16 protein-coding genes are annotated in these 15,990 nt (G+C 63.1%); 9 read left to right on the top strand and 7 right to left on the bottom strand.

What is annotated here, in order from left to right; all coding sequences use genetic code 11:
* Positions 1 to 59: 59 nt before the first annotated feature.
* The 4 genes from N005_RS08470 to N005_RS08455 all read right to left on the bottom strand — a co-directional run bounded on the left by N005_RS08470 (position 60) and on the right by N005_RS08455 (position 3,150).
* On the bottom strand, positions 60 to 539 hold the full coding sequence (locus N005_RS08470; protein ID WP_047700764.1) for a VOC family protein: 480 nt from the start codon (positions 537 to 539) through the stop codon (positions 60 to 62).
* 144 nt (positions 540 to 683) lie between these two features.
* Entirely contained in the window at positions 684 to 1,985 is a 1,302-nt protein-coding gene (locus N005_RS08465; RefSeq protein WP_047700763.1) for an Nramp family divalent metal transporter, read from the bottom strand.
* 159 nt (positions 1,986 to 2,144) lie between these two features.
* Complete coding sequence (locus N005_RS08460) at positions 2,145 to 2,381, bottom strand: hypothetical protein (protein WP_047700762.1); 237 nt, start codon at positions 2,379 to 2,381, stop codon at positions 2,145 to 2,147.
* Positions 2,374 to 3,150 carry an MlaA family lipoprotein gene (locus N005_RS08455; protein ID WP_047700761.1) on the bottom strand — a complete coding sequence of 259 codons (777 nt, stop codon included), beginning with the start codon at positions 3,148 to 3,150 and terminating at the stop codon, positions 2,374 to 2,376. The genes N005_RS08460 and N005_RS08455 overlap by 8 nt, the downstream gene beginning before the upstream one ends.
* A 329-nt stretch (positions 3,151 to 3,479) precedes the next feature.
* On the opposite strand from N005_RS08455, the gene N005_RS08450 reads away from it, so the two are divergent.
* From N005_RS08450 to kefC, 4 genes are all read left to right on the top strand, one after another.
* A complete protein-coding gene (locus N005_RS08450; protein ID WP_047700760.1) occupies positions 3,480 to 4,190 on the top strand; it encodes a response regulator in 711 nt (236 codons plus the stop codon).
* Positions 4,187 to 5,536: a HAMP domain-containing sensor histidine kinase gene (locus tag N005_RS08445; RefSeq protein WP_047700759.1), complete on the top strand. Its 1,350-nt coding sequence runs from the start codon at positions 4,187 to 4,189 to the stop codon at positions 5,534 to 5,536. The genes N005_RS08450 and N005_RS08445 overlap by 4 nt, the downstream gene beginning before the upstream one ends.
* 96 nt (positions 5,537 to 5,632) lie before the next feature.
* Complete coding sequence (kefF, locus tag N005_RS08440; protein WP_047700758.1) at positions 5,633 to 6,154, top strand: glutathione-regulated potassium-efflux system oxidoreductase KefF; 522 nt, start codon at positions 5,633 to 5,635, stop codon at positions 6,152 to 6,154.
* 1 nt (position 6,155) lies between these two features.
* Positions 6,156 to 7,982: a glutathione-regulated potassium-efflux system protein KefC gene (gene kefC, locus N005_RS08435; protein WP_047700757.1), complete on the top strand. Its 1,827-nt coding sequence runs from the start codon at positions 6,156 to 6,158 to the stop codon at positions 7,980 to 7,982.
* Positions 7,983 to 7,994: 12 nt separating this feature from the next.
* Here the strand turns inward: kefC and N005_RS08430 are convergent, their stop codons facing one another.
* A complete protein-coding gene (locus N005_RS08430) occupies positions 7,995 to 8,963 on the bottom strand; it encodes a GlxA family transcriptional regulator (protein ID WP_047700756.1) in 969 nt (322 codons plus the stop codon).
* A 95-nt stretch (positions 8,964 to 9,058) separates the two neighbouring features.
* On the opposite strand from N005_RS08430, the gene N005_RS08425 reads away from it, so the two are divergent.
* The gene (locus tag N005_RS08425; RefSeq protein ID WP_047700755.1) at positions 9,059 to 9,835 is read left to right on the top strand and encodes an MBL fold metallo-hydrolase; all 777 of its coding nucleotides are present in this window, start codon (positions 9,059 to 9,061) and stop codon (positions 9,833 to 9,835) included.
* 9 nt (positions 9,836 to 9,844) lie between these two features.
* Here the strand turns inward: N005_RS08425 and N005_RS08420 are convergent, their stop codons facing one another.
* Entirely contained in the window at positions 9,845 to 10,708 is an 864-nt protein-coding gene (locus tag N005_RS08420) for an aldo/keto reductase family oxidoreductase (protein WP_047700754.1), read from the bottom strand.
* A gap of 100 nt (positions 10,709 to 10,808) precedes the next feature.
* Here N005_RS08420 and N005_RS08415 point away from each other — a divergent pair, with 100 nt between their 5' ends.
* The 4 genes from N005_RS08415 to N005_RS08400 all read left to right on the top strand — a co-directional run bounded on the left by N005_RS08415 (position 10,809) and on the right by N005_RS08400 (position 13,917).
* On the top strand, positions 10,809 to 11,711 hold the full coding sequence (locus N005_RS08415; protein ID WP_047700753.1) for a LysR family transcriptional regulator: 903 nt from the start codon (positions 10,809 to 10,811) through the stop codon (positions 11,709 to 11,711).
* 194 nt (positions 11,712 to 11,905) lie between these two features.
* The gene (locus N005_RS08410) at positions 11,906 to 12,580 is read left to right on the top strand and encodes an SOS response-associated peptidase family protein (protein ID WP_047700752.1); all 675 of its coding nucleotides are present in this window, start codon (positions 11,906 to 11,908) and stop codon (positions 12,578 to 12,580) included.
* A 20-nt stretch (positions 12,581 to 12,600) separates the two neighbouring features.
* The gene (locus N005_RS08405) at positions 12,601 to 13,467 is read left to right on the top strand and encodes an NmrA family NAD(P)-binding protein (protein WP_047700751.1); all 867 of its coding nucleotides are present in this window, start codon (positions 12,601 to 12,603) and stop codon (positions 13,465 to 13,467) included.
* A 69-nt stretch (positions 13,468 to 13,536) separates the two neighbouring features.
* Positions 13,537 to 13,917, top strand: a complete 381-nt coding sequence (locus N005_RS08400; RefSeq protein ID WP_047700750.1) for a RidA family protein — start codon at positions 13,537 to 13,539, stop codon at positions 13,915 to 13,917.
* A 448-nt stretch (positions 13,918 to 14,365) separates the two neighbouring features.
* Here N005_RS08400 and N005_RS08395 read toward each other — a convergent pair whose 3' ends face one another.
* On the bottom strand, positions 14,366 to 15,796 hold the full coding sequence (locus tag N005_RS08395) for a mechanosensitive ion channel family protein (protein ID WP_047700749.1): 1,431 nt from the start codon (positions 15,794 to 15,796) through the stop codon (positions 14,366 to 14,368).
* Between the last annotated feature and the right edge of the window lie 194 nt (positions 15,797 to 15,990).

Raw genomic sequence — 15,990 nt, 5'->3', positions numbered from 1 at the left:
TGAAGATCCATTGTGGGAGCGAGCCTGCTCGCGATAGCGGTGGAACAGTCGCCGACCGGCTAGCCTTTCAGCGCCGCTTCAATCGCCGCGATGTCGATCTTCGTCATTTGCATCATGGCCTCGAACGCGCGTTTGGCGGCGGCTTTGTCGGGGCCGGCGACGGCGTCGGTCAGGACGCGCGGGCTGATCTGCCATGACAGCCCCCACTTGTCCTTGCACCAGCCGCAGACACTTGCCTCACCGCCGTTACCGACAATCGCATTCCAGAAACGGTCGGTTTCGGCCTGGTCCTCGGTGGACACCTGGAACGAGAAGGACTCGTTGTGTTTGAACACCGGGCCGCCGTTCAGCCCGATGCAGGGAATGCCCATCACCGTGAACTCCACCGTCAACACATCGCCTTCCTTACCCGACGGATAATCGCCAGGCGCGTGATGGACGGCGTGTACCGCACTGTCCGGGAACGTCGCGGCATAGAACTGCGCCGCCTCCACGGCATCGCCTTCGTACCAGAGACAGATCCTGTTCTTGTTATTCATCCGGCTTCTCCGAGAGGGATTGGTCGGTGCAGTCTAGCAGTGCACTTTTTCCGGGATCGAACAGGTGATGAACGGCTTTGCGCCTCGAACGCCGCGGGCTGAAAAGCCGCGGTGACGAATCACCACGGCTTCCAGATCCAAGCTTCAGGCAAACAGCTCCACCCCCAGCTGGAACGCCACCCACAGCGCCAGGCCGGTGGCAAAGGCCAGTGCAATGTTTTCGAACAGGTTGTTGCGGTACTCCTTGCCCAGCAACGACTTCTGGTTGGACATGATCAGCAGGCCCAGGGAAATGACCGGCAAGCCGACGATATTCAGGGCATTGACGCCGATGGTCAGCGTAACGAAATCCGGCATGCCGGGCAGCGACCAGACCAGCGGGGTCACCAGGATGAAGAGCATGAACCATTTGTGCATCGGGTCGCGGTGGAACTCCTTGCCATAACGTTCCCGGCGCTCGGGCCGCACGTGCTGGAAGGCGTCGGTGATGAGCATCGGGAATGCCGTGGTCTTGCCCGAAATACTGGCGAACAGCGTGGCGAATACCCCGACGAAAAAGATGTACCAACCGATCGGGCCGAAGAACATCTCCAGCGCCTTGCCCAGATCCCCCAGGGTGTTGACCTCGATGCCATTGGGCCGGAGGATTTCCGCACCGACGATCCAGATCGCCAGATTGATGACGATCCCGACGAACACCGCGAACAGCAGGTCGTTGCGCTGGACGCGCTTGTGCTCAGGGCCTGTCCAACCCTTCTGGCGCATGACATAAGGGTGTACGAAGTTGGCGATGGAGCCGGCAACCGCACCGATCACCGAGACAGCCACCAGCAGCGCGCCGTGCACGCCCTCGTCGGGAGGAATGCTGAAGCCGATGGTGCCTTTGACGATACCGGCGACATCCGGGCCGGACATGACGGCCAGGGCCAGGAACGCCAGCGTCATGATCGCCAGCAGCGCCTTCATCACCCCTTCGATCATCGAGTAGATATTGCGCCCAACCAGCAGCCACACCGCCAGCACCACCGCCACCGAACAGAGCAACGGACGGTCGATCTTCAGCAACATGGCCAGCGCCTCACCGGCGCCCTTGATCATGTAGGCATTCATCAAATGCCCCATCAGCAGCGCATAAACCAGCAGGAACCAGGCGAAAAACGGGTTGAGTTGGGCATAGCCCTGCAGGATGGTCATGCCCTGGTTATTGCAGAGCTGGAAGCGCGCGATGATGTTGACGATCAGGAATCGCAACAGCAAGGACACTGCCAGCACCCACATCATGGCGTAGCCGTAGTTCGCACCGGCCACGGAAGAAGTGATGAGGTCGCCTGCGCCCAGCCACGCCAGTACCGCGATGATGCCGGGGCCAAGCAGCTTCAATAGGCGCACGAAACGGCTTTGCGTCGACGCTGCTGCCGGGTCCTTGACAGAAGGAATGCTCGTCATGAGGGGGAGTCTCCGTTTATTTTTTTTGTAAGAAACGGAGACAGTCGAACACACTAGATACGACATCGTACAACATCTAACTGTGTAAAAATGTTTCTTGGCACGAGCCTGTCGACAGTGGGCGCTGCATGAGGTTTCCCCACCGGCCAGCGCACCCGGCTACGTCCTCACCCGCTCCCCATGCGCCATCATCCAGCGAATCAAGTGCGTCATCGACACCTGATGCTGCTGGATGACGCACTCACCGCCCTGCTCATGGTGGTAGCGTTCGACGTAACGACTGAGCAGCACATGATCGCCATCCTCCGCCAACCGTAGCTCTACCTCGCGGCACTGCAGGCCATCCTCGCCGAGCGCCTTCACGCTTCGCCGCAGAACCAACGCATCGTCAGTCATCGGCCTGCCCTCCTTCGCATTGGGCGGTCACCGCCCCCAGTTTGCCTTGCGCGACAACATCGGCGCGCTGCTGCGCCACGGCGTCGCGCAGGGCCACGTAGTAATCCGGCTGGGTCCGCAGTTGATCCGTCAGCGGCAGCGCCTGGGCACGGCCATCGACGATGCCGCCTGCGGTATTGATCGTGCTCAGGGTATCGACGGTGCTGCTGTCGCCGCCAAACGGGTCGACCACGAAACCGATCACCTTGCCGGTGGCATCCCTCAGGTTGGCCGTCCCCAGCAGCGGCAGTTCCACCGTCGGCCCCGGGGCGATATTCCAGACGCCGAAGGTCTGGCCGAAATCAGCCTTGTGACGCTCGATGCCGAGTTTGCCCGAGACATCGATCAAGCCGACGATGCCGGCCGTGGTGTTGATGACAAAACGCCCCAGGGTGTTGACCGAGCGCTGCGCATTGCCTTGCAACAGGTCGTTGATGAACACCTTGGGCTCACCGAAGTTGGCCACGAAGTTGTGCATGCCGGTCTGCACGGCATCCGGAAGATGGCGATAACCACGGGCGATGGGGGCCAAGGCGTAGTCGTCTACGGTGCGGTTGAAGGCGAAGATGCCGCGGTTGATGGGCTGCCCGGGATCGTAAACGGTGTACGGAACACTCTCGCAACTGCCAGGTTTTGCAGCGGGCGTGCTGGCGCAGCCGCTGGCGAGTGCTGCGAGCATGATGACCACGGAGTGACGAACGCGGAGCGAAGCGGGATCGGTGAGCGGCATACGGGGCTGTCTCGGCAAGGAATGGGCGACGCCAGTCAGTCGAGGAATGAAGCCATTCACAGTTCCCGTGGGAGCCGAGCTTGCTCGCGATAGCGGTGGTTCAGCCAACATCTTTATCAACTGACCAGCCACTATCGCGAGCAAGCTCGGCTCCCACAGGTTCTGCGCTCAACGGGACGGGCATTGAGCAATCCTGCCGCTGTTTTTTTGCCTGGAGATTTCCAGAATATTGCCCGCCGGCAACTTTATTGCAGGATTGAAATATATGACGCAGGGCGTGGATTGACCCTAGTATCGCTCCCTGTATTCATGACCCGACGTGCCCCACCGTGAGCCATTTACTACTGGTGGACGATGACCTCGAAGTCCTCGCCCTCTTGCGCAAATTCCTCGAACAACATGGCTACAGCGTCGACGTGGCCGCCGACGGTGCCGCCCTGTGGCAGGCGGTCGAGCGCCAATTGCCGGACCTGATCATCCTTGACGTCATGCTGCCAGGAGACAACGGCCTGGTACTCTGCCAGCGCCTGCGGGCCGAACACAGGGTCGGCATCATCATGCTCACCGCCATGGGCGAGTTGAGCGACCGCGTCGTCGGCCTGGAGATGGGTGCTGACGATTACCTGACCAAGCCTTTCGACGCGCGGGAGTTGCTGGCCCGGGTGCGGGCCGTGCTCAGGCGTACCGCCGAAGCCAGGGGCACGCCGAACGACGCCTCGCGACCGGTCCTGGAGTTCGAAAAGTGGCAGTTGGACGTCACCCGGCGTGAATTGCGCTCACCGGATAAGGTCATGATCCCGCTTTCGGCGGGCGAGTTCGAATTGTTGCTGGTGTTCGCCGAACACCCGCGTCGGGTGCTGAGTCGCCAGCAGTTGCTGGACCTGGCGCGCGGCGAAACCTTCGACGCGTTTGACCGGAGCATCGATGTGCAGGTCAGCCGCTTGCGTCGCAAGCTGGAGACCGATATCAGCGGCGCGTCGATGATCCGCACCGTGCGCAACAGTGGCTACTACTTCAGCCCCCACGTGGTGAAACGATGAAACCGCCGATCCCTGGCACTCGCCGCCCGCGCGATACCCTGGCGCGCTGGATCGCCCTGACCACCCTGGTTGCCATGCTGACGCTGCTGGCCCTGAACGCGTTGTTCAGCCAACTGGCCGGAGCCTGGGCACGCCCGCCCCTGATGGAAACCGGCCTGTTTGAAAAGATCTCCGCCATCGCCCGCATCATCGACTCGGTAGCGCTTGAACAGCGGCCCGCCATTGCCAAGGCCGCCAGTGACCGGGAATTTACCACCCAATGGCTGCAAGACCATGACGAGGCGCGAGTACCGGTGGTCGATGACGACGCGGAATACAGCGACGGCGCGGCACGGCTGCGCCAGCAACTGGGCAGGCCCGATGCACGGATAGAAGGCTACGAGCCGAGCGACTGGCCCGCCGACCAGCCCGGCGGGCGCTACGCCGCGCTGATCGAGCTGAGCGACCATTCATGGGTGATGTTTTCCATGCCCGCGCGCAACTGGGGCCTGGAGGAGTGGGTGCGCAATCTGATCATCATCGCACTGATCCTGTTGTCGGCATTGATCGTCGCGCTGGTCGCCACCCGACACTTGGCCGCGCCGCTGGAGCGCTTCGCCGAAGGCGCCAGGCGTTTCGGCGTGGATCACAAGGCGCCGCCGATTCCAGTCATCGGCCCCTACGAGATCCGTCAGGCCATTCTCGCCTTCAACGCCATGCAGGCCCAGCTCAAGCACTTCATCGAAGATCGCACGCAAATGCTCGCCGCCATCTCCCACGACCTGCGCGCGCCGTTGACCCGCATGCGCCTGCGCGGGGAGTTCATCGAGGACGCCGAGCAGCAATCCCGGTTGTTCAGGGACGTGGACGAGATGCAGGCAATGGTCAATTCGGCCCTGGAGTTTTTCCGCGACGACGCACGGCTCGAACATGCCACCGCTTTCGATCTGGCGGGGCTGCTGCACACCGTCATCGACGATTTCAAGGACGCCGGCAGCGAGGTGGCATTCGAAGCCCCCCCTCGCTTCGTTTACGTGGGCCGGCCCATCGGGCTCAAGCGCGCGCTGGTAAACCTGATCGACAACGCGATCAAATATGGCGCAGAACCCGGTGTCCAGCTCAAGACCTGGAGCGATCACGCCGAAATCCGCATTCTGGACCGGGGTCCGGGGATCGAGGCCAAGTACCACGAGCAGGTCTTCACCCCGTTCTTTCGTCTCGAAGGCTCGCGTAACAAGAACACCGGTGGCGTCGGGCTCGGCCTGTCGGCAGCGCGGGCGACCGTACTCGAGCACGGTGGAACGTTGACCCTGGGCAATCGCCGCGACGGCGGACTGGAAGTCCGGGTTTCGCTGCCATTGACCTGACCTGCCACGGGTCCGATGGCAAACAAAGCCTAAACAACCAGGGCCATCCTCGGTAGGATGGCCGGCCTTTCCCTGGACCCGCCCTGGAATCGCTCGATGATCCTGATTGTTTACGCCCATCCCTACCCCGACCAATCGCGGGTCAACCAGCAGATGCTCGAACGTGCCTCCAGCCTCCCGGACGTGGTCGTGCGGTCCCTCTACGACCTCTACCCGGATTTCGACATCGACGTCGACGCCGAACAGCGCGTCATCGAGCAGGCAGACCTGGTCGTCCTCCAGCACCCGATGTACTGGTACAGCATGCCGCCCCTGCTGAAACTGTGGATCGACAAGGTCTTCACCCATGGCTGGGCATACGGCAGAGGCACCACCGCACTGAAGGACAAGAGCCTGCTGTGGTCCGTCACCACCGGGGGCGAGCCGGACCACTTCGAGATCGGTGCCCATCCGGGCTTCTCCGTGTTAGCCCAGCCCCTCCACGCAACGGCCCTCTATTGCCGCATGCGCTGGCTGGATCCGGTGGTCGTCCACGGCGCCTATGCCGCCGAATCGCAAGCCCAGCACGCCCAAATCGAACACTACCGCGCCCGCCTGGCCTCCTGGAAGGAAGATTGATATGGAGACTCACAGCCTGATCGAGATGCTCATCTACCTGGCCTCGGCCACCTTGATCGTGCCGATTGCCGTCAGGTTCGGCCTGGGCCCGGTGCTGGGTTACTTGCTGGCCGGGTGCGTCATCGGCCCGTGGGGGCTGAAGCTCATTACCGACGTCAAGGCCATCCTGGAATTCGCCGAAATCGGCGTCGTGCTGATGCTGTTCATCATCGGGCTCGAACTCGATCCCAAGCGGTTGTGGGCGCTGCGGCGGATGGTGTTCGGTGGCGGGGCCTTGCAGATGCTCGCCTGTGGCGCTGCCATCGCGGTGTTCTGCGCCGCCCTGGGCCTGAACTGGACGGCTGCGTTGCTGGTCGGCCTGACCCTGAGTCTGTCCTCCACGGCCATCGCCATGCAGGCGATGAATGAACGCAACCTGACGGCAACCGCCGTTGGCCGCAGCAGCTTCGCCGTGCTGTTGTTCCAGGACATCGCGGCCATTCCCCTGGTCGCCATGATCCCCTTGCTGTCGGCCCACGGCGAAACACCGTCAGGCACCGCCCTGGCGCTGTCGATCGTCAAGATCGTCGCGGCCATCGGCATCGTTGTGCTGCTGGGACGCTATGTGACCCGGCCATTGCTGCGCTTCGCCGCCCGCTCGGGCTTGCGGGAGATCTTCAGCGCCGTGGCACTGTTTTTGGTGTTCGGCTTCGGTTTTCTCCTGGAAGAGGCCGGCCTGTCGATGGCCATGGGCGCTTTCCTCGCCGGGGTGCTGCTGGCCAGTTCCGAATACCGGCATGCCCTGGAAAGCGACATCGAGCCGTTCAAAGGCCTGCTGCTGGGGCTGTTCTTCATCGGTGTGGGCATGTCGATCGACTTCGGCACCCTGATCAACGCGCCATTGAAGGTCGCCACCCTGACCCTGGGCTTCATCCTGATCAAACTGCTGGTGATCAGGACGGTGAGCCGGTTCCTCAACGTACCCGCAGGCCAACGCTCATGGCAGGCGGTGTTGCTGGGCCAGGGCAGCGAATTCGCCTTCGTGGTGTTCGGTGCCGCGACGCTGGCCGGCATCCTGACCGATCAATGGGGCAAGAGCCTGACGCTGGCCGTGGCCTTGTCCATGTGCCTGACCCCCTTGCTGATCCTGTTGCTGGGTCGCCTGGAATCCGTCACCAAGAAAAACCACGAAGAATCCGACCTCGTCGACCAGCAGAACCCGCGCATCATCATTGCCGGGTTCGGCCGTTTCGGGCAGATCGCCGGCCGGCTGCTGATGTCCTGCGGCGTCGAGGTGGTGGTCCTGGATCACGACCCCGACAACATCGAGACGCTGCGCAAATTCGGCGTGAAAGTGTTCTACGGCGACGCCACGCGCCTCGACTTGCTGCACGCGGCCGGCGCGGCCCAGGCCGTGGTGCTGATCAATGCCATTGACGATCAGCAGGACAACCTGACGCTGACCCGGCTGGTCCAGGAGCATTTCCCCACGTTGAAGCTGATCGTGCGGGCGCGGGACATGGGGCACCTGATCACCCTGCGGCAGATGGGCGTGGAGGCGGCCGAACGGGAAACCTTCGAGAGCGCCCTGTCATTGGGTCGACGTGCGCTGGTGCAGATGGGCGTCGGGCCCTACGAAGCCCGCGAACGGGCGGATCAGTTCCGTCGCCTGAACCTGCGAATGCTGGAGGAAATCGTCGCCCAACCGGAAGACGACCTGAAGTTCCGGCACGACGCCTATCGCCGCGCCAACGCGCTGCTCACGGACATGTTCAACGAAGACCGCGCCCGTCCCGTCGACCGCTGGCCTGAACATCATCGCAACGAGACGGACGAGGCGCGTAGCTGACGTTTCACGGCCTCACACGCGACCGAACTGGCGCCGGTACTCCACCGGCGTCAGCCCCGTCAGCGCCTTGAACATCCGTTGCAGGTTGGAACTGCTGCTGAAACCCAGCTCCGCGCCGATGCTGGCAAGGGGCAGCGAAGTCAGCGTCAGGCGCTCGCCAACCTGGTTCAACTTGATGCATCGGGCGTACGCAGCGACGGTCTGGCCCGTCTCACTGCCGACCTTGCGCGCGAGCGTGCGCTCGGACATGGCGAGCCGGTCCGCCAGCGTCTTGACCGTGATCCGCTCCGCCGGCATTTGCTCGATCAGCCCGTGCAACCGGCGCAACAACCCGTCGGGCTGCTGGATCAGGGCAATGCCCTGGAATGCCGCATGAGGGACGGCCGGACGTGGTAGCACCATCAACCGGGTGATGTCGCGCAGCGCATCACGGCTGACACTTCGCTCGATCAGTTTTTCAGCGATGGGCAAATAACCGTTCACCCCCGAGGCGGTGGCGGTCTGTTCGTTGAACACGCAGTTCTGCTCGCTTTGCCAACGCACGTTGCGATACCGCGCCTGCATTGCCTGCGCCAGCCACCACGTCACCGTCGCGCCCTGCCCGTCCAACCGGCCGGCCGCAGCCAACAGGCAGACGCCCGTGCAATAGGCCCAGAGCTGAAGGCGGCGGGGCTGTTTCGACAGTGCCTTCACCAGCAGCGCCTGCCCGGCAACAAGCGCATCCACCTGTTCGGCCGACTCGGCCCAGAAACCGGGCACAAGGATGGCGTCCAGCTCGATATCCGCCAGCGCCGCCTGCGCCTGGAGGCTGATGCCATGAGCACACGTCACCGAACCCGTCTGCTGGGCGACATAGGTAGCCTCGAACAGCGTCCGCCCCTTTCTGCGATTGGCTGCGTGCAGCAGGTCGGCGAAGGCGAACAGGCCGGCGGGCATGCAACCGGGGAACAGCAGTAGACCGATTCGGATTGTCTGGGGCATGGCATGAAATGAATCAATGATGTCAGATCCGGCCATTATGCCCATTGACCCGGGCCGGCACCATGGAGCCCTCGCCCCCTATCCAGGAATGCTTCATGAAGATCCAGCAGATCCGCAACGCCACGATCATCCTCGAATCCGGCCCGTATCGCCTGCTCGTCGATCCGATGCTGGCCGGCAAGGGCACGCTGCCGCCGTTGCGGCTGTTCGGCGCCACCCAGCGTAATCCGCTGGTGGAACTGCCGGCCGCGACGGCAGAAGCCTTGGAGAGCGTCACTCACTGCCTGATCACGCACTGCCAGAAAGGCCATTTCGATCATCTGGACCGCGCCGCCAAACGGTGGCTGAGGGAAAAACAGATTCCTGTCATCTGCACGGCCCACGACGCCGGCTACCTCGCCAAACGCGGCTTGAATGTCCAGCCGCTCGCCAAGGACCCTGACCAGGCCAATCGGTTTCTCGGCGGCACCCTGCGCTCCGTCAGGTGCACCCACGGACGCGGCCTGGTGGGCAAGCTGATGGAACACGGCGTCGGTTACCTGATCGAGCTACCCGGCGAGCCCAGCGTCTACCTCACCGGCGACACCCTGCTCACCCCCACCGTGCGTGAGTGCGTGCTGCGCCATCAACCCCAGGTCAGTGTGGTTCCGGCAGGCGGCGCACGGTTCGATCTGGGCGGCGATATCATCATGGGGATTGAAGCAGCCATCGAGTTCACCCGCCTGTCTCGCGGAACCGTGGTCGCCAATCACCTCGAAGCAATCAGCCATTGCCCGACGACGCGAACAGCCCTGCGCGACGCCGCGGCAATGGCCGGGCTCGGAAGCCGGCTGCGAATACCCGAAGACGGCGAGACACTGGCGTTCGCTTAGGCCAATGCGTCAGGCCAATGCGTCCAGCTCGGCCAGCATCGGCGCCGGAATCCGCAGCTCGCTCGCCGTGAGGTTTTCCCGCAAGTGCGCCACCGACGACGTGCCGGGAATCAGCAGCAGATTCGGCGAGCGTTGCAGCAGCCACGCCAACGCAACGCACAGCGGTGACGCCTCCAGGCGCGCCGCGACACTGGAGAGGGTCTGCGATTGCAACGGTGTGAAACCACCCAGGGGGAAGAACGGCACGTAGGCGATACCCTGCCGATTCAGGTCGGCGATCAGTTGCTCGTCGCCTCGATGGGTCAGGTTGTAGTGGTTCTGCACACACACCACGTTGGCGATACCCTGGGCTTGCTTGACCTGCGCAGCCGTGACGTTGCTCAGCCCCAGGTGGCGGATGAGACCCTGCTGTTGCAACTGCGCCAATGCGCTGAACGATTCCTCGATGGAGTCCTCCGTGGGCGCTTGCATGTTGCCCCAGGCCCGCAGGTTGACCACGTCCAATACGTCCACGCCCAGGTTGCGCAAGTTGTCGTGGACGGCCTGGGTCAACTCGGCGGGACTCAAGGCGGGATTCCACGAAGCGTCGGTGCCCCGGACGGCGCCCACCTTGGTGACGATCACCAGATCACTGGCATAAGGGTGCAGTGCTTCGCGAATCAGGCGGTTGGTGACATGGGGGCCGTAGAAGTCAGCGGTATCGATATGATTGACCCCGGCCGCCAAGGCCTCACGCAGCACGGCGACGGCCGCTGCCGGGTCTTTCGGTGGCCCGAACACGTGCGGCCCCGCCAGTTGCATCGCGCCATAGCCCATGCGATTGACCTTGCGGTCACCCAGTAAAAAACTGCCTGCCTTGTCTACCTTGCTCATCGCGTACCCCTTGGATTAATGCGTGAGCCGACTATAGGCGTTGACCACTCCACTGATAATCAGGTGCAATCCGCACGGGTTGTACGGCACAGAGAACACTATGACGGATATTCAAGACCTGCTGTCCTTCGTGGCCGTGGTCAATGCAAAGGGGTTTCGCGAAGGCGCTCGGCTGAGCGGCAAATCCGCCTCCAGCCTCAGCGATGCCGTACGACGGATGGAAAGCCGGCTCGGCGTGCGCCTGCTCAACCGCACCACCCGCAGTGTGGTGCCGACCGAGGCCGGCGCCCGGTTGATGGAGCGCATCGTGCCGGCCCTGGGTGAAGTCGAATCCGCGCTGGACGTGGTCAACGAATTCCGTGACCGCCCTTCGGGCACCCTCAGGCTGAATGTGCCGGTCAGTGCAGCGACGCTGGTATTGCCCTCGATCATCACTCCGTTTCTGCAAAGCTACCCCGACATTCGCCTGGAGATCATCACCGAAGAAAGTTTCGTCGACATGCTCGCGGCGGGGTGTGATGCCGGCATTCGCTACGACGACCGCCTCGAACAAGACATGATCGCCCTTCCCATCGGCCCACGCGTGCAGCGCTTCGCAACCGCCGCCTCGCCGGCCTACGTCCAGGCCAGGGGGCGCCCGGAACACCCTCGGGATCTGCTCCAGCACGCCTGCCTGCGGGGCAAATTCCCCAGCGGGGCCATGCCGCTCTGGGAATACGAACGTGACGGCGAAACCGTCAGCGTGGACCCGGGCGGCCCCTTGGTTTTCCGCGTGGCAGGCGCGGTGGACCTGGCCATAAAAGCCGCGCTGGATGGGCTAGGCGTGATCTACCTGTTCGAGGACTGGCTCAAACCCCATCTGGACAGCGGTGCACTGGTGCCGGTGCTGGAACCCTGGTGGCAGGGTTTCAGCGGGCCGTATCTCTACTACCCCGGCCGGCGCTATCTGCCCTCGCCGTTGCGGGCTTTCGTGGATTTCATCAACGGGAATCGGGAGCGCTGAGACTCCGCTGCACTGTCTCGCGCAGACGGCTACAGCCGCTCGTCTCCCCGCTTTGAAGTTTTTTCGAACCAAGCCCCCGCGCACGGCTCGGACCTACATGACACCACTGAAATCAGTGATGACGCGCTGGAGGAGTCGAGACTCGAACGGCTAGCGCGACGATCCGTTGCGTTTCGATTCCGGGAGTTTTCGCCATGTGTGAGGGTTTTGTTCAGCACGTTTCCTCAAAAGACGCCTTGGCGTATTTCGCCCAGCGAGACACGCCGGACGGACGTTTCGATACCGGCGTGACGCACCTGGACTTGTACAGGACAGCACCCACCGGGCCACAGGAACGGCACAGCCTGATCAAGCCGAACATGCAAGTCAGCGCCATTCGCCGTCGTGGCGGGCACCTGGAGTCCATCAAGGTTCGCTGGGGCTGGTCGCCCATATGGTCGGTGGGAACGATGCCCCCGATGACGCATCTGCCGCTGCACCTGGTGATGCGCTCCAAGGTCTTTGACCCCATCAAGCGCGAAGGTCGGGTACTGGTGGCCGTGGAGGGCTGGTACGAGTCGCAAGCGCCCGCCGACTCCCAGCTGCAACATTCAAGCTACACGACGTCCCGGCAATCGGCCCCGATTTTCCTGGCCGCCCTGGCCCAGGCCAGCGAAACCGCCTTGGGCTGCGACGGCCTGGCCCTGGTGACCTATGGCGATCTTGCCAGCCAACAGCAGCGTGTCCTGGCCTTGAGCGCAGACGAGGCACTCGATTGGTTGGAGCCCGATTTCGGATGGGAGCAGGCACAACAATTGGCAGAGCGCCTGAACAGCGCGGAACCGCACCTTGAACCGGCGATGACGACCCAGATACCGGTCAACCTTTGACCCTGGGCGGGAGGTGAAACATGTATGTGATCATGGGGGGGACAGGACATGTTGGCTCGGCCACCGTCGAGGCGCTGCTGGCCCAGGCAGCGCCGGTGATTGTCCTGACCCGCAACGCCGCCCATGGGGAGCAATGGCGCGCCAAAGGCGCTCGGATCGTCGAGGCGGATGCGCAGGATATCGACTCGTTGCGGGCCGCCTTCCGACTCGGGCGCCGGGCTTTGCTCCTCAACCCGCCAGCCCCTCCGAGTACCGATACCGATGCGGTGGAACGGCACACCGTGGCCAACATTCTCGCCGCGCTGGACGGCTCGGGCCTCGAGAAGATCGTCGCCCAATCCACCGCCGGCGCCCAACCCGGTGAGCGACTTGGCGACCTCAGTGTCTTGTGGGGGCTGGAGGAAGGCTTGCGCAAGCAATCGATCCCGGCGGCAATCAATCGCGCCGTTTACTACATGAGCAACTGGGACGGCCTGCTCGACACCGTCCGCGCTACAGGCAAGCTGCCCACCCTGCTTCCCGCCGACCTGGCGCTGCCCATGGTTGCCCCCCGGGACATGGGCGAAATGGCGGCGACGCGACTGTTGTCGCCGCTGACCGACACTGGCGTTCGTTATGTACAGGGGCCTCGCCTGTATTCACCCAACGATGTCGCGCAGGCTTTTTCCCAGGCGCTCGGCCGGCCGGTCGAGGTGCAGGTAATACCGAGGGACCGTTGGGAACAGGCTTTCCTGGACCTCGGCTTCAGCCCTGCCGCCGCGCAATCCTACACGCGGATGACCGAGGTCAGCGTCGACAGCGGCTTCGAGGTTGCCGAGGATGGGTTGCGCGGCACCACCACGCTTGAAGCCTACATTCGGGCGCTGGTGCGCAACGAGGATAGATAAAGGAAACCGGGAACGGCGCACCAATGGACGGTAGACTGCGTGTTTTTCCTTTCCTGCATGAGGTGCCGCATGGCTAACCCAGACATCACGTTCACTCCCGACCCGGATGCGGACTCCATCTCCTCCGACGTCGCCGGCTTCGGCGGCCTGCTGGTCACCACCCAGATCCCGACCCGCGCCGACGGCAGCCTGGAACTGGGCGATATCACCCTGCAGAGCGAATGCACCTTGCAAGCGCTCAAGACTGCGCTGGAGCGTGCCGGCAGCTCCCTGGACCGGGTCATGCACCTGACCATCTACCTCACCGACATGACCGAACGCGCCGCCTTCAACGAAGTGTACAAACGCTTCTTCGCCAAACCCTGGCCAGTGCGCGCCGCGATCGGCGTGGCGGCACTGGGGGTCGAGGGCATGCGGGTGGAAGTCACGGCGATGGCGGCCAAGGGCTGAAGGCATCGCAGCACGCTTGCTTGCAGTGGGGTTGGCCGCGCCGACGCCATCGCGAGCAGGCTCGCTCCCACAGTTTTTTCCCGGCGTTCACAGATTCAACGTACACCCACAGATCCTCTGTGGGAGCGAGCTTGCTCGCGATAGCGGTGGGTCAGCTTGAAGTGATGTTGGCTGGACCGGCGCCATCGCGAGCAGGCTCGCTCCCACAGTTTTTTCCGGCGTTCACAGACTCAACGTACACCACAACTCTCCTGTGGGAGCGAGCTTGCTCGCGATAGCGGCGGGTCAGCTTGCAGTGATGTTGGCTGCGAAGCCGCCATCGCGAGCAAGCTCGCTCCACAGTTTTTTTCCGGCGTTCACAGACTCAACGTACACCACAACTCCCCTGTGGGAGCGAGCCTGCTCGCGATAGCGGTGGGTCGGTTTGCAGCGATGCTCGGCGCTGCATTCACCTATGCCTCAACCACTGCAGAAAACGGTTTCTCTTGGGCTCGACGGTTTTCTGCATGACCACGGTCTCGCGGATTTCCTCGCGCTGGCCCTGCAGGTTGCTCAAGGCCGCTTTCAACTCGCCGAGGTGCACCAGCTCCCGGCACAGGGCGTTTTTTTCGATGCGGAACAATCGTCCGCTGGTGATGCCGCGGAATTCGCCTCGCGATGGATTAGCGGCCAGGATCCCCTCCTCACCGAGGATTTCCCCCGGTCCCATGCGTCCGGCCTCGACCATTTTCTCGCCGTCATGGATCGAGACGGAAACCACCCCGCTACTGATGACCATCAGGCAATCGGCAACTTCACCGAATGCCAGGATCACCTCATCGGCCTGATAGTCCACCGGAGCCATGTCGTCGGCCAGACGTGCGCGCTCATCGTTATCCAGCGCGCGGAAAATACGCACGTCCTCCAGCAACTGGCGCTGGCGGCTCCAGGGCTCAGTGTCCAGCCCGCTGCCCCAGATGACGCCGGAGGCTTCGAGGTGGCGATGGGCAAGGTCGAACATCAGGTTGCAGACTTCCGTCTTGTGCCTGGCCGAGGCGATGAAGCCCTTGAGCTCGTATTCGGTGTATTCCAGATGGGAAGCCTTGACCGAGGCCTTGGCGGAGAACGCCGGCAGTAACGCCCGGGTGCCATGCAAGGCTTTTTCCAGGGCATCGATGACGCGACGCGGGCGTACGTGGCTGGGCACTGCGATGCAGACACTGACCCCGTGCGCGTCTCCCGGTCGGCTGAAGTTGAGCAGGCGCGCCTTGGCCGCCAGCGAGTTGGGCACCACCGCCATGCCGCCCGTATCGGTCATCAGGTGAGTGGAGCGCCAATCGATCTCCACCACCCGGCCCTTGATGCCGTCGATGGAGATCCAGTCATCGATCTGATAAGGCTTGGTGGTGTTGAGCACGATGCCGGAAAACATGTCGCTGAGGGTGCTTTGCAACGCCAGGCCCACGATGATCGCCATGGCCCCGGAGGTCGCCAGCAGCCCTTTGACCGGCAACTGCAAGACATACGCCGCGGCACCGATGATGCCGATCAGGAAAATGACCGCGCCCATCAGGTCCTGGAGCAAACGTGCGCTGTGGCCGACACGGGTCAACAGGCCGTTGCCCAGCAGCACCGTCAGGGTCCTGGCCGCGAACAGCCACCAGCCGATGCCGAGCACGGTGCCCATCAGGTTCAGGATCGCATCGTCGGGCCATAGCGGCGGTTGCAACGGGCTGATGCCGGCGGCGGTCATGACCCAGCAGAACATCACGAAGACGCCGACACGTGCGCACATCCGCAGATGACGTCGCGAGGCGCCGATAAACTGCCACAGCGCCAGGTCGATCAGCACCAGAACGACGCCACAGACCAGCGGATGATGTTGTGCAAACGTGATCATGACGGACCTCCCCGGCGCGTAACCGGATGCACGGGTCATGCACTGTAAAGGACCGGCTCACGAGGGGCATTTCTACATCGGTGCTAGCGGTTCATACCTGGGTATGAGCGACCGGGCATTCAAACATGTCCCAAGTGCGCGTTTTCCGGGAAAACAGTCATTTACGCACCTGGCCCAGGCCACTGCACCTGTCT

The sequence above is a fragment of the Pseudomonas mediterranea CFBP 5447 genome, assembly GCF_000774145.1.
Classification (GTDB): Bacteria; Pseudomonadota; Gammaproteobacteria; order Pseudomonadales; family Pseudomonadaceae; genus Aquipseudomonas; species Aquipseudomonas mediterranea.
Note: the sequence above shows the minus strand (reverse complement) of the source record. Positions and strands in the feature narration are given on the sequence as shown.